This window comes from Stenotrophomonas sp. YJH_SMC_46, from assembly GCF_059370315.1.
On record NZ_JCAFTO010000005.1, the window covers coordinates 267,652 to 287,320 of the forward strand.

Here is a 19,669-nt window from a genome sequence, read left to right on the forward strand (position 1 = left end):
GCGGCACCGTGGAGCCGTTCCCCCACCGCTGGAGTTGCCCCATGTCCGCCGTCGCTTCCGCTGTTCCCACCCCCGCCGCGAAGGCTACCCCCGGCATCGCCCTGGCGACCCGCGTGGCCGGCCAGGACACCCTGCTGCCGGCGCCGCTGCTGGCCCTGCTGGTGTCGCTGCACCGTGCGGTGGAACCGGGCCGGCAGGCGAGGCTGCAGGCCCGCCGTGAACGCCAGGCATTCTTCGACCAGGGCGGCCTGCCGGACTTCCGCGTGGACACCGCCGCCATCCGCAGCGGCGACTGGCGCGTGGCCCCGCTGCCGGCCGCGTTGCAGGACCGCCGCGTCGAGATTACCGGCCCGACCGACCCGAAGATGGTCATCAACGCGCTGAACTCCGGCGCCAAGGTGTTCATGGCCGACTTCGAGGATTCGACCTCGCCGACCTGGCGCAACCTGCTGGCCGGCCAGCAGTCGCTGGCGGCGGCGGTGCGCGGCGATCTGGAATACACCGCCCCCAATGGCAAGCACTACACGCTGCGCCCGTACGACGAGCAGGCGGTGCTGATCGTGCGCCCGCGTGGCTGGCACCTGGATGAAAAGCACGTGCGCATCGACGGCCAGTTCCTTGCCGGTGGCCTGTTCGACGCAGCGGTGTTCGCCTTCCACAACGCCCGCACCCTGCAGGCGAAGGATCGTGGCCCGTACTTTTACCTGCCCAAGCTGCAGAGCATGGAAGAGGCGGCGCTGTGGGAGACCGCGCTCTCGCATATCGAGGGCATGCTCGGCCTGCCGCACGGCCAGATCAAGGTGACCGTGCTGATCGAAACGCTGCCGGCGGTGTTCGAGATGGACGAGATCCTGCACGCGCTGCGTGATCGCATCGTCGGCCTGAACTGCGGGCGCTGGGACTACATCTTCTCGTACCTGAAGACCTTCCGCCGCCACGCCGACCGCGTGCTGCCCGAGCGTGGTCAGGTGACCATGACCCAGCCGTTCCTGAAGGCGTATTCGGAACTGCTGATCCAGACCTGCCACCGCCGCGGGGCGCATGCGATGGGCGGCATGGCCGCGCAGATTCCGATCAACAACGATGCCGCCGCCAACGAACAGGCGATGGCCCGGGTGCGCGCCGACAAGCTGCGCGAAGTCACCGCCGGCCATGACGGCACCTGGGTTGCGCACCCGGCGCTGATTCCGGTGGCGATGGCGATCTTCGACGAACACATGCCCGGTGCGAACCAGCACAGCGTGCTGCGCCAGGATGTGCGCGTCGGCCGCGACGAACTGATCGCACGGCCGCTGGGCACCGTCACCCGCGCCGGCTTCGAGGGCAACGTGGAAGTCTGCGTGCGCTATCTGGCGGCGTGGCTGGATGGCAACGGCTGCGTGCCGATCCATCACCTGATGGAGGACGCGGCCACCGCCGAGATCAGCCGCAGCCAGCTGTGGCAGTGGCTGCATACGCCGGGCCAGCAGCTGGACGATGGCACTGCGATCGATCTGGCGCTGCTGGATTCCACCCTCTCGCAGCTGCCGGCACGGCTGGGCGATACCGCCGTACTGCCCGGTGGTGCGCGCATCGGCGAGGCCATCGCCCTGCTCGGCGAACTGAGCCGCAGTGACGAACTGACCGATTTCCTGACCCTGCCGGCCTACGCGCGCATCGATTGACCGACTGCCGGCCCTCCTGCCGTTTCCCTCCCCGCTGCACGCACGAACCGAACTGGAGAAAGACATGAGCAAGCTGCCCACTGCCGAACAGATCCAGCACGACTGGGACACCAACCCGCGCTGGGAAGGCATCCAGCGCAACTACAGCGCCGCCGACGTGGTGCGCCTGCGCGGCACCGTCCACATCGAGCACTCGCTGGCCCGCCTGGGTGCGGAGAAGCTGTGGGCGTCGCTGCATGAGCGCGAGTTCGTCAACGCGCTGGGTGCATTGACCGGCAACCAGGCCATGCAGCAGGTCAAGGCGGGCCTGAAGGCGATCTACCTGTCCGGTTGGCAGGTGGCGGCCGACGCCAACCTGGCTGGGCAGATGTATCCGGACCAGTCGCTGTACCCGGCCGATTCGGTGCCGGCGGTGGTCAAGCGCATCAACAACACCCTGCTGCGTGCCGATCAGCTGCATCATGCCGAAGGCAAGGACGACATCGACTTCCTGCAGCCGATCGTGGCCGATGCCGAGGCCGGTTTTGGCGGCGTGCTCAACGCCTTCGAACTGATGAAGGCGATGATCGAGGCCGGTGCGGCCGGCGTGCACTTCGAAGACCAGCTGGCCTCGGTGAAGAAGTGCGGGCACATGGGCGGCAAGGTGCTGGTGCCGACCCGCGAGGCCATCGAGAAGCTCAACGCCGCGCGCCTTGCTGCCGACGTGCTGGGCGTGCCGACCCTGCTGGTGGCGCGCACCGATGCCGAAGCGGCTGATCTGTTGACCAGCGACATCGACGGCAACGACAAGCCGTTCACCACCGGCGAGCGCACCGTGGAAGGCTTCTACAAGACCCGCAATGGCCTGGACCAGGCGATCAGCCGCGGCCTGGCCTACGCGCCCTATGCCGATCTGGTGTGGTGCGAGACCGGCAAGCCGGACCTGGAGTTCGCCCGCAAGTTCGCCGAGGCGATCCACGCGAAGTTCCCGGGCAAGCTGCTGGCCTACAACTGCTCGCCCAGCTTCAACTGGAAGAAGAACCTGGACGACGCCACCATTGCCAAGTTCCAGCGCGAACTGGGTAGCTACGGCTACAAGTTCCAGTTCATCACCCTGGCCGGTTTCCACGCGCTGAACTACGGCATGTTCAACCTGGCCCACGGCTATGCACGCCGCCAGATGAGCGCCTTCGTGGAGCTGCAGGAAGCCGAGTTCGAAGCGGCCGAGCGCGGTTTCACGGCGGTCAAGCACCAGCGTGAAGTCGGTACCGGCTACTTCGATGCGGTGACCCAGGCGATCCAGCAGGGGCAGTCGTCGACCACCGCGCTGACCGGCTCCACCGAGGAAGAGCAGTTCCATGGCGGGCGCAGCGAACGCGCGGCGTGACGCGGTAGTGCCGGCCGCTGGCCGGCAACCACGTGATCCTTCGGGCACCACAGGGAAGTCGGCCAGCGGCCGGCTCTACCGAAGCCTCGAAATCTGATCAGGGTGGCCAGGGAAGGGCCAGACAACGCCGGCCGGTCGGGGGACCTGCCGGCGTTGTTGTATCGGTGCAAAGGCGCGGCGGCCGGCAGGCAGCGTCAATCAGGCGCACCCCCTTGGCCGCAACTTGGCCGAAATCCTGTGAAACCCGGCATCGGATTGATCCAGCAGGGGTTTTGCCCGGACATGGGTGACCAGAACGGGCCACCACCGATCTTCACATCACACAAGAGCGCCCTGAGGCTCAAAATGAGATAGGGCGCACACTTTAAAGCGGTGCTATGCTCCGCGGCTCACCAGGGGACGCTGGCGGCGGGTGCAGGGAATGACCGGCAGGGGTGCGGCCGAGAACAGTGATATGACGACAGGTATCGCCCGGGTGGCGATGGCCGAGATCGTGCATGCGCTGTTGTCGGATGCCGAGGTGGCATTGTTTGCCAGATTCGCCCGCCCATGCAAGCTTCATGCCGGACAGTGGCTGTTCCAGCGGGGCCACCGCGGCGAGCGCATGTATGTGATCCTCGACGGCCAGATCGAACTGGACTTCGGCGAGGACCTGGTGATCAAGACACTCGGGCAGTATGAGTTCTTCGGCGAACTGGGCCTGCTGGTCGGCGACCACCTGCGCAGCGCCAGCGCCCGCGCGCTGGTCGATTGCGATGTACTGGAGCTGGGGCCGGCCGATTTCCACCGCTTGGTCGAATCCGATCCCGGGCTGGTGGCGTACTTCCTGCGTCGCACGATCATGCGCGTGCTGACCAACGAACAGGCCCTGATCAGCCAGCTGCGGCGCCGCAACCACGATCTGGAAACCGCGCTGGACAACCTGTACATCACCACTCATCAGCTGACCCATACCCGCGAGCTGGTGCGCACCGATGAACTGACCGGGCTGCACAACCGCCGTGGCCTCACGTTGTACCTGCAGGAGTGCCGCGAGCGTGCCGAGGGGCTGCCGCAGGCGTTGCTGCTGATCGATTGTGACCGCTTCAAGCAGATCAACGACCGCCACGGCCACCAGGCCGGCGACCGCGTGCTGCAGAGCATGGGCAACATCCTGCGCTCGATGGCCGGCGAGCATGACCTGGCCTGCCGCCTTGGCGGTGATGAGTTCTGCCTCATCCTGCGCCGCGGCAACCACGAGATCGTGCAGCACGCGGCCGAGTTCATCCTCAGCGCGGTGCATGGCCTGCTCGAACGCAGCCCCGGTACGCCGCATGTCAGCCTGGTCAGCATCGGTGCGTGCCTGCTGGCGCCGGAGGCAGGCTGGAGCGAGTGGTACGCGCGCGCGGATCGCGCGCTGTACCAGGCCAAGCGCGATGGCGGCAACTGCCTGCGCTGGGCGAATGATCCGGACGGCCAATAGGGAGAGGCAGGCGATGGACGGCGACAACGGAACGTCAGCCCCGCATAGCCCACAGCTACGCGCCCTGCTGTTCACCGATCTGTGTGATTCGCTGCAACTGGTCGAGCGGATCGGCGATGTGGCGGCCGCCAGCCTGTTCCAGGAACACGACCGCCTGGTGCTGGTCCTGCAGCAGCGCTGGAACGGCCAGCTGATCGATCGCTCCGACGGCCTGTTCATGCTGTTCGAGCGGGCCATCGATGCTTTGGGCTTCGCCCTGGACTACCAGCGCGAACTGCACGCGCTGGGCCAGCAGCGGGCGATCGAACTGCGCGCGCGTGCAGGCCTGCATGTGGGTGACGTGCTGACCTGGGAGAACAGTGCCGAGGCGGTCCGTGCCGGCGCCAAGTCGATGGAAGTGGAAGGCCTGGCCAAGCCGATGGCAGCGCGCCTGATGACGCTGGCCCGCCCTGGCCAGATCCTGTTGTCGGCGGTGGCCGAATCGCTGACCCGTCGCGCCACCGGCGCGCTGGGGGAACGGGGTGCGCGCCTGCTGTGGAAGTCGCACGGCCGTTGGCGCTTCAAGGGAATGCCGGTGGAGCAGGAAGTGATCGAAGTGGGTGAGATCGGTTCAGCGCCGTTGCGCATGCCACGCGCCACTGCCAAGGCACGCCGTGACCTGCCGCTGTGGCGGCAGCCGCTGGTGCTGGCCGCCGAGGGCCTGGTGCTGACGGTGGCCGTGCTGGGCGGCTGGTTGCTGCTGCGGTCGGAACCGGCGATCGCGTTCGCCGAGCGGGACTGGGTGGTGCTTGGCGATGTCGACAACCTCACCGGCGACCCGATTTTCGACGACTCGATGCGGCACGCGATCCGGATCGCGCTGGAGCAGTCGCGCTACGTGAACGTGCTGTCGGAGGGCAAGATCCGCGAAAGCCTGGAAATGGCGCGGCTCTCGGGCGATACCCGGCTCAGCCGCGATACCGCGGCCAACGTGGCGGTGCGGGAGGGCGCGCGCGCCGTGCTGCTGCCGACGGTGCGGCAGAAGATCGGTGGCTACGAGCTGGCCATTGATGTCGCCGCACCCGGCACCGGCCAGGTGATCCAGACGTTCACCGCCACCACGGATCGATCCGACCAGATGGTATTCGCGGTGGACGACGTGGTCGGGCGCCTGCGTCGCGGACTGGGCGAATCGGTGGCGAGCCTGGAACAGTCGTTGCCGCTGCCGCGGGCATCGACCCAGGACCTTCGCGCACTGCGAGCGTTCGCGCTGGCCGAGAATGCACTGGGCCAGCGTCGCTTCGAGGAGGCGCGCAACCTCTATCAGGCTGCAATCGATATTGATCCCGGTTTCGCCCTGGCCTACATGGGCGTGGCCAAACTGCATGCGCGCGTCGATGAAGGGCGGCGCGCACGCGAAGCCATGCAGCACGCGCTGGACCTGCAGGATCGGTTGCCGCCACGCGAGCGCCTGTACCTGAAGGCCTGGATGGCCGAACTGGAGCCTGGTGGCTGGGCGCTGGAGCACTGGCGCACGCTGGCCAAGGTCTACCCGGATTCGTTCGCCGGGCTGTCCAACACGTCCTGGTACCTGCTGCAGGCCAACCAGTTCAGCGAGGCCGAACCCTACGCGCGTGCGGCTGCGGTGCCGCAGGATCCGCTGCGCCTGTATCCGCTGATCCACCTGGTGCGGATACAGATCGCCGCCAACCAACCGCAGCTTGCGGCCGAGACACTGGCCCAGGCACAGGTCCTGCGCGGTCGTGATGATGCCGATGAGACCGGCGTGGACGTGCTGGTCGCGCAGGGCAAGTACGCCAAGGCCGCCCAACTGCTGCCGCAGATCCGTGCCAACGATGCCCTGCAGCAGCGCATGAAGCTGCGTGCGCAGCTGCTGCTGGCGGCCACGCAGCGCGATTGCGCGGCCATGCAGCAGGCGGTACGCGACGACGCGTCGGCGCCGGCGCTGGTCGACTTCCAGGTGCAGCAGCGGCTGCAGCACGCCAGCGTGGCAGCTCTGTGCCCGAGCGCGGACCGCGCCGAGTTGCAGGCCATCGCTGCGTTGCTGCATCCGTTGCTGGAGCAGCGCGATGATCCCATGCTGCATGCCCGCGGCCTGCAATGGCTGGCTCTGGTCCATCTGGCCCAGCGACAGGGCCAGTTCGAGCTGGCCAAACGCTGGCTGGACGAGCAGCGGCCGCTGCTGCGCAGCCTGCGCAGTCCGGTCGCTGATCGCTGGCTGCGCATTGTCAGCGCCGTGGATGAACTGCAGATGCAGCGGCCCGAAGCTGCCCGCGCCCTGATCGAGCCAATGCTCGATGGCAGCGAGCCGGTGCAGGCACACGTCGTGCTGCTGCTCGCGCTGCGCGCACAGGGCAATGAAGCTGCCGTACGCCGCCAGCAGGCCTGGCTGTCCCAGCATCGCGGCCAGGCCATTGCCGAGGTCACCGCCATGCAGGTCTGGCAACCACTGAATGTGCACGATGTGTCCACGTGGGCATCGCCGGCCGCGGCCGGCGCGCCCTGATGACGGGTCAGCCGTCGATGCGCTCGCCGACCTTGCCCGCTTCGAAGCAGAACACCACGGTCATGGCCGCCACCGACCCGGACAGGTGGGCCTGCAGCCCGTCACGCACCTGGCTCAGCTCCTCGACCGAGGCCAGGGTGCCGATCTTCATGCAGTCGTTCTCGCCGACCGCACCGTCCAGCCCGATCGAGGCCAGGGCCTTGGCCGGCGAAGCGGTGAAGTGGCTGCGGAAGTCGTCGTTGCCGATCAGGTGGTCCAGCAGGGTGCTGGCGTCTGCGGCGGAAAGGCGGGGATGGGTGCTCATGGGGATCGTCCGTAGGCTGAAGTTCTCGTATCGGCCGCGACAGCCTGCCATTGAGGGCCGCGCTGCGTACGTCGCTAAAGTTGGCCGCGCTGCGGTCGTTGCTGCTATGCCGGTTGTGCGGCAGAAGGAAGGAATCCCATGCGCCTGCGCCGCTGCGCCAGCCTGATGTTCGAGCCCCGCGAGGCGATCACCCTCGACCTGCGCGCGATGCTGGCCGGCCACGCCGAGATGGACAGCCAGATCAGCTGGGTGGCCCTGGCCGCGCATCTGGACCAGCCACTGCCGGTGGACGCCGAGGAGCGCCAGCTGCTCGGCGAGCTCAGTGCGCACCGCTGGTGCGAACCGCCCGCCGATGCCTGCCCGGCCATGCTGGCCCGCCTGGTCGAGCAGGGCCTGCTGTTGACCGACCCACCGAGCGAGGTGGGGCACCAGCTGCGCGACGAGGCTTTGCGGCGCAGCCAGTGGTGGCCGCTGGCGGCGCTGGCCCATCGTCATGCGCGCTGGCAGGCCGTGGACAGCGTGGAGGACATGCGTCGGCAAGGGTTGGACACCGCTGCCGGCCTGCGCCAGCGCCTCGGGCCGCCACCGCCGGTGGTGCAGCCGATGCAGGGCGATTACCATCCGCTGCCGCGCAGCGAAGAGGCGCCGTTCGACACACTGCTGGCGCGCCGCAGCACCTGCCGCAATTTCGATACCCAGCGCGCGCTGCCGCTGCCGTTGCTGGCCCAGGTGCTGCAGCGCACGCTGATGGCCCACGCGGTGCAGAAGGTCGAGCGCGATACCGAGTTCCTGAAGAAGAACGTGCCTTCCGGTGGCGGCCTGCATCCCACCGAAGGCTTCCTGCTGGTGCAGAACGTGGAAGGACTGGCACCGGGCCTGTACCACTACCACCCGGTGCAGCACGCCGTGCTGCCGCTGCCCTCGCCACCGCCGCAGGCACTGCCGGCGCTGGCGCGGCGGATGCTGTCCGGGCAGGCGTGGTTCGCCGATGCGCCGGCGCTGCTGGTGCTGGCGCCGCGCTATGACCGCTGCTTCTGGAAGTACCGCAACCACGCCAAGGCGCATCGTGCGGTGACGCTGGATGTCGGTCACATCTCGCAGCTGCTGTACCTGTGTGCGACCGAGCGCGGGCTGGCGGCGTTCGTGACGGCGGCCATCAACGATGCCGATGTCGATCGTGCCTTCGGTTTCGACGGCATCGGGCAGAGCGCGATGGCCATCTGCGGCCTGGGCTGGCGCAGTGCCACGCTGGACACGGCCGAATTCGATCCCGCCGGGCGGGTGGTAGCGGGCGACGACCGCTGAGCGGTCGCCACCCCAGCGTTCACGCCGCCTCGAAGTCCACCAGTACCGCGCCGTCGCCGACCTGGTCGCCGGCCTTGGCGCGGTAGCCCTTCACCGTCCCGTCGGCCGGCGCCTGCAGGGTGTGCTCCATCTTCATCGCTTCCAGCACCACCAGCGGCGTGCCGCGCTTGACCTCGGTACCGGCGGCGACCAGCGTGGCGACGATCCTGCCCGGCATCGGTGCCAGCAGGCTGCCGGCATCGGCCACGGCGTGGTCCGATTCGCCCACCGGATCATGCAGGGTGAAACGGTGCTGGCCGTCAGCACCGAACAGGTACAGCTGGTCTCCGTCACGCAGCAGCTGCAGTGCCCAGCGGCGCCCGCCCAGCTGCACCACCAGCCCGCGCATATCGGCTGTGCCGACCACCTGCACGGGTGCCGCGTCATCGCACTGCACACGCCAGCCATCGGCCTGCGCCCACACCTTCAGCGTGTGCCGGCGTTCGCCCTGCTGCAGCGGCAGCACGCGCGGCGCGGGCGCGCCAAGGCGCCAGCCGTCCTGTGACTGCCACGGCGAATGCGGATCGCGCGCATCGCTGGCTGCACCTGCAGTAGTGGCCACGGCGGCCACCGCCGCCAGCAGCCACAGCGCATCATCGCTGTCACCCACCCGGCTCAATGCCGCCTGCTCGCGCTCGATCAGCGCGGTATCCAGCTTGGCGTGGGTAAACGAATCGGTGTTCACCAGGCGGCGCAGGAAACCGGCATTGGTGGTCACGCCCACCACCTGGCAGTCGGCCAGGGCCTGGCTCATGCGGCGCAGCGCGGCGTCGCGGTCCACGTCCCAGACGATCAGCTTGGCAATCATGGGATCGTAGTACGGCGTGATGCTGTCGCCTTCCTCGACACCGGTATCCACGCGCACATGAGTCGACGGTGCCGGCAGGCGCAGGCGGCGCAGGATGCCGGTGGACGGCAGGAAGCCACGGTCGGCATCCTCGGCGTACAGGCGCGCCTCGATCGCATGGCCATGGATGGCCAGCTGGTCCTGGCGCAACGGCAGCGGCTGGCCCGAGGCCACGCGCAGCTGCCACTCCACCAGGTCGGTGCCGGTGATGTACTCGGTGACCGGGTGCTCGACCTGCAGGCGGGTGTTCATTTCCATGAAGTAGAAATCGCCGTCCGGGCCGGCGATGAACTCCACCGTGCCCGCACCTTCATAGCCCACCGCGCGCGCGGCATCGACCGCCGCCTTGCCCATCGCAGCACGACGTTCCGCGCACATGCCCGGGGCCGGCGCTTCTTCCAGCACCTTCTGGTGGCGGCGCTGCACCGAGCAGTCGCGCTCGAACAGGTACACCGCGTCACCGTGGCTGTCGCCGAACACCTGGATCTCGATATGGCGCGGGCGCTCGACGTACTTCTCGACCAGCACGTGGTCATTGCCGAACGCCGAGGCCGCCTCGCGCTGGCAGCTGGCCAGCGCATCGACGAAGTCCTCGCTGCGCTCGACCTTGCGCATGCCCTTGCCACCGCCACCGGCGCTGGCCTTGATCAGCACCGGGTAACCGATGGCGTCGGCCTGTTCGCGCAGGAAGGACGGTTCCTGCTGGTCGCCGTGGTAGCCCGGAGTCAGCGGCACGCCGGCTTTCGCCATCAATGCCTTGGCCGCGCTCTTGTCGCCCATCGCGCGGATGGCGCTGGCCGGCGGCCCGATGAAGGTGATGCCGGCGGCGGCGCAGGCATCGGCGAAGTCGGCATTCTCTGACAGGAAGCCGTAACCGGGGTGGATCGCCTGCGCGCCGGTCAGGCGTGCGGCGTCGAGCAGGGCATCGCCGCGCAGGTAACTTTCACGTGCAGCGGCCGGACCGATGTGGATGGCTTCGTCGGCCAGGCGCACGTGGCGCGCGTTGCGGTCGGCATCGGAATATACCGCCACGGTGGCGATGCCGAGGCGGCGGCAGGTGGCGATGACGCGGCAGGCGATTTCGCCGCGATTGGCGATCAGGACTTTGGTGAACATGGCAACGGGCTTCATGGGAGCGTGCTCGGTCATGGCACGGGTTACATGCGGAACACGCCGAAGCGCGTCTGCTGCGGGGCGGCGTTGAGGCTGGCCGACAGCGCCAGGGCCAGTACCCGGCGGGTGTCGGCCGGATCGATCACGCCGTCGTCCCACAGGCGCGCGCTGGCGTAGTACGGGTGGCCCTGCTGCTCGAACTGCTCGCGGATCGGTGCCTTGAACGCGTCTTCCTCCGCCGCCGGCCACTGGCCGCCCTTGGCTTCGATGCCATCGCGCTTGACCGTGGCGAGCACGCTGGCGGCCTGCTCGCCGCCCATCACGCCGATGCGCGCGTTCGGCCACATCCACAGGAAGTTGGGCGAGTACGCACGGCCGCACATGCCGTAGTTGCCGGCACCGAACGAACCGCCGATGACCACGGTGAACTTGGGCACCCTGGCGCAAGCCACCGCCATCACCAGCTTGGCGCCGTCCTTGGCGATGCCGCCCTGTTCGTACTTGCGGCCGACCATGAAGCCGGTGATGTTCTGCAGGAACACCAGCGGGATGTTGCGCTGGGTGCACAGCTCGATGAAGTGCGCACCCTTCAGTGCCGACTCGGAGAACAGGATGCCGTTGTTGGCGATGATGCCGATCGGGTAGCCGTTCAGATGGGCGAAGCCGGTGACCAGCGTTGCGCCGTAGCGGGGCTTGAATTCGTCGAAGCGCGAGCCATCGACCAGCCGTGCGATCACTTCGCGCACGTCGTAGGGCTTGCGCGTATCGGCCGGGATCACCCCGTACAGTTCGTCTGCCGGCAGCAGCGGTTCCTCGGGCGCCTGCACCGCCATCGCCGGTTCCGGCTTGCGCCAGTTGAGCTGGGCGATGATCGCGCGCACCCGTGCCAGCGCCTGCAGGTCGTTGTCGGCCATGTGGTCGGCCACGCCGGAGATGCGCGTGTGCACATCGGCACCGCCCAGTTCCTCGGCCGTCACCACTTCACCGGTGGCCGCCTTCACCAGCGGCGGGCCGCCGAGGAAGATCGTGCCCTGCTCGCGCACGATCACGGTCTCGTCGCTCATCGCCGGCACATAGGCACCACCGGCGGTGCAACTGCCCATCACGCAGGCGATCTGCGGAATGCCCTGCGCCGACAGGTTGGCCTGGTTGTAGAAGATCCGGCCGAAATGATCGCGGTCGGGGAAGACTTCGTCCTGCAGCGGCAGGAACGCGCCACCGGAATCGACCAGGTAGATGCACGGCAGGTGGTTCTGTTCGGCGATCTCCTGCGCGCGCAGGTGCTTCTTCACCGTCATCGGGTAGTAGGTGCCGCCCTTGACCGTGGCATCGTTGGCCACGATCACGCATTCCACGCCGCTCACGCGGCCGATGCCGGCCACTACGCCAGCGGCCGGCACGGCGTCTTCGTACATGCCGTGCGCGGCCAGCGGCGCGATTTCCAGGAAGGCGCTGCCGGGGTCGAGCAGGGCGTCGATGCGGTCACGCACCAGCAGCTTGCCACGCGCGGTGTGCTTGGCGCGTGCGGCTTCGCTGCCACCCAGCGCGGTGCGCGCGAGGGTGGCATGCAGGTCGTCGACCACGGCCTGCATCGCCGCGCGGTTGCTTTCAAACGTTTCGCTGCCCGGTTGCAGCTGGCTGTTCAGGACGGTCATCGCGTTGGCCTTACAGGGTGCGCTGGAACAGTTCGCGGCCGATCAGCATGCGGCGGATCTCCGAAGTGCCGGCGCCGATTTCATACAGCTTGGCGTCGCGCCACAAGCGGCCGGTCGGGTATTCGTTGATGTAGCCGTTGCCGCCGAGGATCTGGATCGCCTGGCCGGTCAGCCAGGTGGCCTTCTCGGCGGCGTACAGGATGGCACCGGCGGCGTCCTGGCGGGTGGTGCGGCCCTGGTCGCAGGCGCGTGCCACGGCATAGACATACGCGCGGCAGGCACCCAGGCCCACGTACATGTCGGCGATCTTGGCCTGGATCAGCTGGAAGCTGCCGATCGGCTCGCCGAACTGGTGGCGCTCGTGCACGTACGGCATCACCACGTCCATGGCCGCGGCCATCAGGCCCAGCGGGCCACCGGACAGCACCACGCGCTCGTAGTCCAGGCCGGACATCAGCACGCGCACGCCACCGCCAACCTGGCCCAGCACGTTCTCTTCGGGAATCTCGCAGTCCTGGAACACCAGCTCGCAGGTGGGCGAAGAACGCATGCCCAGCTTGTCCAGCTTCTGCGCGGTGGAAAAGCCCTTCATGCCCTTCTCGACCAGGAACGCGGTGATGCCCTTGGCGCCGGCCTCCATGTCGGTCTTGGCATAGACCACCAGCACGTCAGCATCCGGGCCGTTGGTGATCCACATCTTGTTGCCGTTGAGCACGTAGCGGTCGCCGCGCTTGTCGGCGCGCAGCTTCATCGACACCACGTCCGAACCGGCCCCCGGCTCGCTCATCGCCAGCGCACCGACCAGGCTGCCATTGCAGAGGCCGGGCAGGAAGCGCTGCTTCTGTTCTTCGTTGCCGTTCTTGCGCAGCTGGTTCACGCACAGGTTGGAGTGCGCGCCATAGGACAGGCCGATGCCACCGGAAGCGCGCGAGATTTCTTCCATCGCCACCACGTGGGCCAGGTAGCCCATGCCGGTACCACCGTATGCTTCTTCCACGGTGAGGCCGAGCAGGCCCTGTTCGCCCAGCTTCGGCCACAGAGCCAGCGGGAACTGGTTGCTGGCATCGGCCTCGGCGGCCAGCGGCGCGACCTCGGCGGCGGCAAAATGGGCCACGCTCTGGCGCAGCAGGTCGATGTCTTCGCCAAGGTCGAAGTTCAGGGATGGCACGTGCATTGTGGTGGCTCCACGACGGGATGGCAGGAAATGGACGCACCCGGCGGGGGAGCGGGCGGCGGTCTGCAGGACCGCTGCCCGCACGGGCGATTGGACCCCAGCGTAGCGGGGTTCGGATAAGAAGTGAATACAAATTCAAAAATTGAAACCAGAATCAAAACATGGCCTACAAACGCTCTGCACTGATGGAAGAACGCCTGGCCGGGGCCCGTGAACGGATCCTGCTGGCCACCCGTGAACTGGTCGCCACTGGCGGCTGGCGCAATGCCCCGGTGACCGCCGTGGCGACCCTGGCGGGGGTGTCCACCGGCCTGATCTACCGGCACTTCCCGTCCAAGGCCGAGTTGTTCGTGGAGGTGCTCAACGCCGCGGTGGCCCACGAGGTGGCGATCATGGAGCGCATCGCCAGTGGCCCGGAGGCGGCCAGCGAGCGCCTGCGGCTGGCGATCACCGCCTTCGTACGCCGTGCCCTGGCTGGGCCGGGGCTGGCGCACGCCTTCATCGTCGAACCGGTCGACCCGGACGTGGAAGCCGAGCGCATGCGCGGTCGTCGCGCCTTCGGCGACGTGTTCCTGCGGCTGGTGGAGGAGGGCGTGGCGGCCGGTGAGCTGCCTGCGCAGGACGCGCATGTGGCCGCTGCGTGCCTGGTCGGCGCCTTCACCGAGGCGATGGTCGGCCCGACCGCGCCAAGCCGCGAAGCACACCGCGACGAAGATGCACTGGTGAACGCAATCTGCAGCTTCTGCCTGCGCGCGATCGGTGCCCCGGCAATTCGGTAGCGCCGGGCCATGCCCGGCGGCTGTTGCCATCCTCGACCGTTGTTGCCGCGCTTCGCGCTCGCCGGGCACGGCCCGGCGCTACCCGCATGCGGCCACGGCCGCATGCTGCGCCGCACCAGCATGACGCCTGTTGTCGCACGCATAGCGCGTTCTATACTCGGCCCATCACGCAGTCGCTCAGCCGTGGTCCAACGACTATCAGCCAGGGGTAACGAAGAGTGCGGAATTACGATCTGGAGTTCCTGAAACGCTTCTCCATGGTGATCGCGCTGCTGGCGACCATCACCCTCGGCCTCATCCTCCTTGCCGCCTACATCCACACCCGGATTCCACCCGAAGTATCGCCGACCGCGGCCAAGCGCACCGAACAGCGCATTTCGCCCACCGGCGCGGTCTATGCCGGCAGCACCGGCGCCGCCGCGCAGGCTGCGGCCAAGGCCGCCGCGCTGGCCAAGGCTGCTTCGCAGGTGGCTTACGGCGGCACCAAGGATGGCAAGGTGATCTTCGACAACCTGTGCACCGCCTGCCATACCACCGGCGTGGGCATGGCACCGACGCTGGACCACTCGCATTGGGACAAGCGCATCGCGCAGGGCAAGGACACCCTCTACAAGCACGCCATCGAGGGCTATACCGGCCCGGATGGCGGCATCATGCCGCCCAAGGGTGGCAACCCGGCCCTGACCGAAGAACAGATTCACGCCACCGTGGACTGGATGCTGGGCAACCTGAAATAGCCGCCGCAACGCGCCGCTTCCTGTAGAGCCGAGCCCACGCTCGGCTGCTCTGCGCACGGTGTGGCCAGGCGCAGCCGAGCGTGGGCTCGGCTCTACCACCTACCAAGCTTTGCCCACCGAGGCCTGATTGCCCCTGTGCCCCCGCCGCGCAGGCGGATCTCCGCATTTCAGGGTTAGTCTGTGCGCCCTCTTCACTGGAATCGCCCGTCGATGCGCCGCCGTTCCCTTGCTCTTGCCCTGTCCCTGCTGCTGCCGGCCAGCGCCTTTGCCCAGGCCCAGCCGCAGGCCGCATCAGCTACGACGCCCGCTGTCGCGCGCAGCAGCGCCACCGTGGTGCTGACCGCCGCGCCGGCCGACTGGCGCGCGCTGGATGGCCAGCGCGTGCGCATCGCCGCACCGCTGACCCTGGCCGGTACCGATGGCCTGGAGCGCTTCGGCCAGCTCACCGTGGCCTTCGACGGCCGCCTCTGGCAGCCGACCGAAGTGGCTGCGCCGGGCACCGCCGGCTACGAGCAGGTGATGGCCGACAACCAGCGTCGCCGGCTGGTACTGGAAGATGGCAGTGACGCCCGCGACCCCGCCAGCGTGCCCTACCTGCCGGGCAACCCGGTGCTGCGCACCGGCATGCAGCTGCGCAACGTGGAGGGCATCGTGCGCGTGGATGCGCAGGGCCATCCGCGCCTGCAGGTCGAAGGCGCGCTGAAGCTGCCGGAACTGAAGCGCCCGGCAGTGCCCACGGTGCCGGGCAGCCTGCACGTGGCCGCCTTCAACCTGGAGAACTTCTTCAACGGTGACGGCCAGGGCGGTGGCTTCCCGACCCTGCGCGGCGCGCGCACGCTGGACGAGCACAAGGCGCAGCTCGCCAAGCTGGTCACCACGGTCAACGCCTTGGGCGCCGATGTCGCTGCGCTGATGGAACTGGAGAACGACGGCTACGGTCCGCACTCGGCCATTGCCGAACTGGTCGATGCGCTCAACCGCGACCGCGGCGCGCAGGGCGACTGGCGCTTCGTCGACGCCGGCACCGGCCCCGGCGACAACCCGATCCGGGTCGGGATCATCTACCGAAGCACGCGCCTGCAGCCGGTCGGCAAGCCGGCCACGCTGACCGGCGGCCCGTTCGTCGAGCACAGCCGCGTACCGTTGGCGCAGGCCTTCCAGGGCAAGCAGGGCGCGCCGTTCGTGGTGGTTGCCAACCACTTCAAGTCGAAGGGCTGCCGCGACGCCGCCGGTGCCGACGCCGACCGCAACGACAACCAGGGCTGCTGGAACGCGACCCGCGTGACCTCGGCGCAGCAGCTGCATGCCTGGCTGCAGACCGACCCGACCGGTACCGGTGCCAGGGACGCGGTGCTGCTGGGCGATTTCAATGCCTACGCGATGGAAGACCCGATCCGCACCCTGCGTGACCTGGGCTGGCAGGACGCATTCAAGGTCGCCAAGGTCGAGCATCCCTACAGCTACGTCTACAACGGCTATACCGGCCGCCTCGACCATGCACTGCTGAGCCCGGGCATGGCCAAGCGCCTGCGCGGTGCCGCCGAATGGCACAGCAATGCCGACGAGCAGGACGCCAGCGGCTACCAGGGCCGCAACGTGCAGGGCCCGTGGCGCAGCTCCGACCACGACCCGCTGCTGCTGGGTTTCGACAGATAGGGTTCGCCGGGGATCTGCTCTGGTAGGGACCTTGATCGGCACGGATGCCGCCTTTGCTTTTGATCTACCAGTCCGCCTTCCAGCGAGCCGAGCATCGCAAGTGGATCAGGGGCGAAGAGGCGCCGATGTCTGAGCGCAGCGAGTTCGGCGCCGTCCCCTGGTTCACCGAGAAGCGCAGGGAACCGGTGCACAGCACCGGCTCGCGGCTGGCGGCGCGTTCTTTTGGTTACTTTTCTTTTCGCGCGAAAAGAAAAGTGACATCCCACCGCGGGCGCGGAAATGGCCCGCCGCAACCAACGCTCACCCCCAGGCGATCAGTCCGATCGCCAGCACCGCCAGTGCCAGGCCGGCGCGGTTCCACTTCGTGGTGGCCTCGCCGAAGGCGAACACACCCACCAGCGCGCCCAAGACCACTACCCCGATGTTCATGCCGGCGAACACGGTAGCCGGGCTGTCCGGCATCGCCTGGTGCGCCTGCACATAGAAAAGGATGTTGCCGCCATTGAGCAGGCCCAGCAGTGCACCCGCGCCGAGGTTGCGCCAGGCCAGCCGGCTGCAGCCACTGAAATGCCGCCACAGCTGCAACGCAAGCATCAGCACGAAGGCCACGCTGAAGCTGGCCAGCACCGCCGCCATCGACGGCGTGCCGGACAGCGCCACCTGCTTGAGCAGCACGTCCACCACCGCGAACCCGGCCCAGACGCCCAGCAGCCAGCCCCAGGCACCGGGCGAGGACGCTACGGTCGGGCCGCGCGGACGCAGGCTGATGGCCACCATCGCCAGCAGGCCCAGGGCGAGCCCAGCCAGCTTCCACGGCGTGGCGGTCTGGCCGAAGAACAGGAAGGCCGCCGCCAATGACAGCAGCAGCGACAGCCGCTGCGCCACGTCGCTGCGGACGATGCCGGCCACCGCCACCGCGCGGCCCAGCACCAGGAAGATCGACGGCAGCACCACCGCCAGCGCCAGCAATGACAGCCACGGCGCATGCGGCGCGCGCAGTGCGTCCAGCGGCGGCTGCAGTACCACGGCGGTGAGCGTTGCCGCCACCAGATAGTTCCAGGTGACCATCTGCGAAACATCCAGCTGGCGGCGTCCGGCCACCTTCAACAACACCGAAACCAGCACGCTGCAGATCACGGCCAAGGACAGGTAGAGCATGGGGCGGGCACAGGTCAGGGGCGGGGGACGGTATCATGGTGCCATGCACAAGCCTTCGTTCCCCGTCGCCCCCGGCGAAACCGCCTGCCTCGAACTGGACGGCCCGGCCGGCCCGCTGGAAGTGGTCGTCGACCTGCCCAAGGCCGATGTACCGGTGCAGCCGATCGTGGCCATCGTCTGCCATCCGCTGTCCACCGAGGGTGGCACCCTGCACAACAAGGTGGTCACCATGACCGCCACCACCCTGCGCGAGCTGGGCATCGCCACGGTGCGCTTCAATTTCCGCAGCGTCGGCGCTTCGGCTGGTACCTTCGACGGCGGCGTGGGCGAGCAGGATGACCTGAAGGCGGTCGCCGCCTGGGTGCGCAGCCAGCGCCCGCACGACCGGCTGTGGCTGGCCGGTTTCAGCTTCGGTTCGTTCGTGTCGCTGAAGGCGGCTGCCGCGCTGCAGCCGGAGGCGCTGATCTCGATCGCGCCACCGGCCGGTCGCTGGGATTTCGACGGTATCGCACCGCCGGCCCGCTGGCTGGTGATCCAGGGCGAGCAGGACGAGATCGTCGACCCGCAGGCCGTCTACCAGTGGCTGGACACGCTGGACTTCCCGCATGAGCTGGTGCGCATGCCCGAGACCAGCCACTTCTTCCACCGCAAGCTGATCGACCTGCGTGGCGCGCTGACCCACGGCGTGAAGCATTGGTTGGGCGCGGCGGCATGAGTGCAACCGAGCTGACCCCGTCGCAGCGGTATGCGGAAGGGGTTGCCCGTGGCGACTGGCAGAACGACCCGGCCCAGCATGCGGCGCTGGCCGAGCTGGACCGCATCCACCTGGGCCTGCTGGACAGTGCCGAGGATGGCTGGCTGGACCGCCTGTCCTCGTTCTGGAAGAAGCCCGAGCCGGTCAAGGGCCTGTACTTCTGGGGCGGTGTCGGCCGCGGCAAGACCTTCCTGGTCGACCTGTTCTACGACGGGCTGCCGATCAAGCAGAAGTACCGCACCCACTTCCACCGCTTCATGCGCAGCGTCCACGAGCGCCTGCGCGAGCACCAGGGCCAGAGCGACCCGCTGGCGAAGATCGCCCAGGAATGGCGCAGCAACCTGCGCGTGCTGGTGCTGGACGAGTTCTTTGTCACCGACATCGGCGATGCGATGCTGCTGGCGCGGCTGCTGGAGCGCCTGTTCGCCGAGGGCGTGACCCTGGTCACCACCTCCAACACCGCAGTGGAGAACCTGTACCTCAACGGCCTGCAGCGCGAGAGCTTCCTGCCGGCCATTGCCCTGCTGCAGCGCTTCTGCGTCGAGCTGTACGCCGAAGGTACCGAGGATTACCGCATGCGCGCGCTGACCCGCTCGCCGGTATACCGCGCACCGCTGGCGGCCGACAGCGATCAATGGTTGGCCACGCGCTGGAACGAGCTGAGCGGCGGCCAGCCGGCCAAGCCCGGCAACATCGAGATCGAGGGCCGCAAGATTCCGGTGCGCGGCCGTGGCAAGAGCATCGCCTGGTTCGATTTCGCCGCGCTGTGCGAAGGCCCGCGCGGGCCCTCGGACTACATCGAGATCGCGCACGAGTTCAACACGGTGCTGCTGGGCGGCATTCCCGCCTTCGACCGCCTGAATGAGGATGCCGCGCGCCGCTTCGTCAACCTGATCGACGAGCTGTACGACCGCCACGTCAACCTGGTCTGCACCGCCAGCACCTCGCCGATCGAGCTGTACACCGGCCAGCGCCTGCAGGGCGCGTTCGAACGCACCGCCTCGCGCCTGATCGAAATGCAGAGCGCCGAGTACCTGGGTACCCCGCACCGGGCGTGAGGGGGCCTGAGGGCGTGCGTTGTCGGCCGGCGGCCGGCACGACCAGCCCGGAATTCCGGTAGTGCCGGCCGCTGGCCGGCAATGATTCGGGG

15 protein-coding genes are annotated in these 19,669 nt (G+C 68.2%); 10 read left to right on the forward strand and 5 right to left on the reverse strand.

Going from position 1 to position 19,669, the window contains the following annotated elements; all coding sequences use genetic code 11:
- Nucleotides 1–41: 41 nt before the first annotated feature.
- The 4 genes from aceB (at nucleotide 42) to AC5P8C_RS16930 (ending at nucleotide 6,998) form a co-directional block, all read left to right on the forward strand.
- Nucleotides 42–1,664 carry a malate synthase A gene (gene aceB, locus AC5P8C_RS16915; protein ID WP_019661880.1) on the forward strand — a complete coding sequence of 541 codons (1,623 nt, stop codon included), beginning with the start codon at nucleotides 42–44 and terminating at the stop codon, nucleotides 1,662–1,664.
- 64 nt (nucleotides 1,665–1,728) lie between these two features.
- Nucleotides 1,729–3,030 carry an isocitrate lyase gene (gene aceA, locus AC5P8C_RS16920; RefSeq protein ID WP_019661879.1) on the forward strand — a complete coding sequence of 434 codons (1,302 nt, stop codon included), beginning with the start codon at nucleotides 1,729–1,731 and terminating at the stop codon, nucleotides 3,028–3,030.
- Nucleotides 3,031–3,451: 421 nt separating this feature from the next.
- Nucleotides 3,452–4,492, forward strand: a complete 1,041-nt coding sequence (locus tag AC5P8C_RS16925) for a GGDEF domain-containing protein (protein WP_019661878.1) — start codon at nucleotides 3,452–3,454, stop codon at nucleotides 4,490–4,492.
- A 13-nt stretch (nucleotides 4,493–4,505) separates the two neighbouring features.
- Complete coding sequence (locus tag AC5P8C_RS16930) at nucleotides 4,506–6,998, forward strand: putative peptide modification system cyclase (RefSeq protein WP_019661877.1); 2,493 nt, start codon at nucleotides 4,506–4,508, stop codon at nucleotides 6,996–6,998.
- A gap of 7 nt (nucleotides 6,999–7,005) precedes the next feature.
- On the opposite strand, the gene AC5P8C_RS16935 is transcribed toward AC5P8C_RS16930, so the two are convergent.
- Entirely contained in the window at nucleotides 7,006–7,302 is a 297-nt protein-coding gene (locus AC5P8C_RS16935; RefSeq protein ID WP_019661876.1) for an NHLP-related RiPP peptide, read from the reverse strand.
- A 138-nt stretch (nucleotides 7,303–7,440) separates the two neighbouring features.
- On the opposite strand from AC5P8C_RS16935, the gene AC5P8C_RS16940 reads away from it, so the two are divergent.
- Nucleotides 7,441–8,607 carry a putative peptide maturation dehydrogenase gene (locus AC5P8C_RS16940; protein WP_019661875.1) on the forward strand — a complete coding sequence of 389 codons (1,167 nt, stop codon included), beginning with the start codon at nucleotides 7,441–7,443 and terminating at the stop codon, nucleotides 8,605–8,607.
- 19 nt (nucleotides 8,608–8,626) lie between these two features.
- Here AC5P8C_RS16940 and AC5P8C_RS16945 read toward each other — a convergent pair whose 3' ends face one another.
- The 3 genes from AC5P8C_RS16945 to AC5P8C_RS16955 are packed head-to-tail and all read right to left on the reverse strand — an operon-like array spanning nucleotide 8,627 to nucleotide 13,435.
- Entirely contained in the window at nucleotides 8,627–10,642 is a 2,016-nt protein-coding gene (locus tag AC5P8C_RS16945) for an acetyl/propionyl/methylcrotonyl-CoA carboxylase subunit alpha (RefSeq protein ID WP_425423346.1), read from the reverse strand.
- An 8-nt stretch (nucleotides 10,643–10,650) separates the two neighbouring features.
- Complete coding sequence (locus AC5P8C_RS16950; protein WP_495219131.1) at nucleotides 10,651–12,261, reverse strand: carboxyl transferase domain-containing protein; 1,611 nt, start codon at nucleotides 12,259–12,261, stop codon at nucleotides 10,651–10,653.
- A gap of 10 nt (nucleotides 12,262–12,271) precedes the next feature.
- Complete coding sequence (locus AC5P8C_RS16955) at nucleotides 12,272–13,435, reverse strand: isovaleryl-CoA dehydrogenase (RefSeq protein WP_014035590.1); 1,164 nt, start codon at nucleotides 13,433–13,435, stop codon at nucleotides 12,272–12,274.
- Between the two features lie 161 nt (nucleotides 13,436–13,596).
- On the opposite strand from AC5P8C_RS16955, the gene AC5P8C_RS16960 reads away from it, so the two are divergent.
- From AC5P8C_RS16960 to AC5P8C_RS16970, 3 genes are all read left to right on the forward strand, one after another.
- The gene (locus AC5P8C_RS16960) at nucleotides 13,597–14,214 is read left to right on the forward strand and encodes a TetR/AcrR family transcriptional regulator (RefSeq protein WP_021203751.1); all 618 of its coding nucleotides are present in this window, start codon (nucleotides 13,597–13,599) and stop codon (nucleotides 14,212–14,214) included.
- 218 nt (nucleotides 14,215–14,432) lie between these two features.
- Entirely contained in the window at nucleotides 14,433–14,951 is a 519-nt protein-coding gene (locus AC5P8C_RS16965; protein WP_005407662.1) for a c-type cytochrome, read from the forward strand.
- Between the two features lie 210 nt (nucleotides 14,952–15,161).
- On the forward strand, nucleotides 15,162–16,607 hold the full coding sequence (locus AC5P8C_RS16970; RefSeq protein WP_495219132.1) for an ExeM/NucH family extracellular endonuclease: 1,446 nt from the start codon (nucleotides 15,162–15,164) through the stop codon (nucleotides 16,605–16,607).
- 300 nt (nucleotides 16,608–16,907) lie between these two features.
- On the opposite strand, the gene AC5P8C_RS16975 is transcribed toward AC5P8C_RS16970, so the two are convergent.
- Nucleotides 16,908–17,765, reverse strand: a complete 858-nt coding sequence (locus tag AC5P8C_RS16975) for an EamA family transporter (RefSeq protein ID WP_155028805.1) — start codon at nucleotides 17,763–17,765, stop codon at nucleotides 16,908–16,910.
- A 43-nt stretch (nucleotides 17,766–17,808) separates the two neighbouring features.
- Between AC5P8C_RS16975 and AC5P8C_RS16980 the strand changes: the two genes are divergently transcribed.
- Nucleotides 17,809–18,480, forward strand: coding sequence for an alpha/beta hydrolase (locus AC5P8C_RS16980; protein ID WP_019661868.1), 672 nt, complete (start codon nucleotides 17,809–17,811; stop codon nucleotides 18,478–18,480).
- Nucleotides 18,477–19,577 (forward strand): cell division protein ZapE, encoded by a 1,101-nt coding sequence (zapE, locus tag AC5P8C_RS16985; RefSeq protein WP_019661867.1) that lies wholly within the window; start codon nucleotides 18,477–18,479, stop codon nucleotides 19,575–19,577. Before AC5P8C_RS16980 ends, zapE begins: the two co-directional genes overlap by 4 nt.
- Nucleotides 19,578–19,669: the final 92 nt, after the last annotated feature.

Excerpts from the sequence above, each read along its gene's own strand:
- AC5P8C_RS16945 (WP_425423346.1), bottom strand. The coding sequence starts at position 10,642 with ATGACCGAGCACGCTCCCATGAAGCCCGTTGCCATGTTCACCAAAGTC.
- zapE (WP_019661867.1), top strand. The coding sequence starts at position 18,477 with ATGAGTGCAACCGAGCTGACCCCGTCGCAGCGGTATGCGGAAGGGGTT.
- AC5P8C_RS16950 (WP_495219131.1), bottom strand. The coding sequence starts at position 12,261 with ATGACCGTCCTGAACAGCCAGCTGCAACCGGGCAGCGAAACGTTTGAA.
- AC5P8C_RS16935 (WP_019661876.1), bottom strand. The coding sequence starts at position 7,302 with ATGAGCACCCATCCCCGCCTTTCCGCCGCAGACGCCAGCACCCTGCTG.
- AC5P8C_RS16970 (WP_495219132.1), top strand. The coding sequence starts at position 15,162 with ATGCGCCGCCGTTCCCTTGCTCTTGCCCTGTCCCTGCTGCTGCCGGCC.
- aceA (WP_019661879.1), top strand. The coding sequence starts at position 1,729 with ATGAGCAAGCTGCCCACTGCCGAACAGATCCAGCACGACTGGGACACC.
- AC5P8C_RS16975 (WP_155028805.1), bottom strand. The coding sequence starts at position 17,765 with ATGCTCTACCTGTCCTTGGCCGTGATCTGCAGCGTGCTGGTTTCGGTG.
- AC5P8C_RS16930 (WP_019661877.1), top strand. The coding sequence starts at position 4,506 with ATGGACGGCGACAACGGAACGTCAGCCCCGCATAGCCCACAGCTACGC.
- AC5P8C_RS16925 (WP_019661878.1), top strand. The coding sequence starts at position 3,452 with ATGACCGGCAGGGGTGCGGCCGAGAACAGTGATATGACGACAGGTATC.
- AC5P8C_RS16955 (WP_014035590.1), bottom strand. The coding sequence starts at position 13,435 with ATGCACGTGCCATCCCTGAACTTCGACCTTGGCGAAGACATCGACCTG.
- AC5P8C_RS16960 (WP_021203751.1), top strand. The coding sequence starts at position 13,597 with ATGGCCTACAAACGCTCTGCACTGATGGAAGAACGCCTGGCCGGGGCC.
- AC5P8C_RS16940 (WP_019661875.1), top strand. The coding sequence starts at position 7,441 with ATGCGCCTGCGCCGCTGCGCCAGCCTGATGTTCGAGCCCCGCGAGGCG.
- AC5P8C_RS16980 (WP_019661868.1), top strand. The coding sequence starts at position 17,809 with ATGCACAAGCCTTCGTTCCCCGTCGCCCCCGGCGAAACCGCCTGCCTC.
- aceB (WP_019661880.1), top strand. The coding sequence starts at position 42 with ATGTCCGCCGTCGCTTCCGCTGTTCCCACCCCCGCCGCGAAGGCTACC.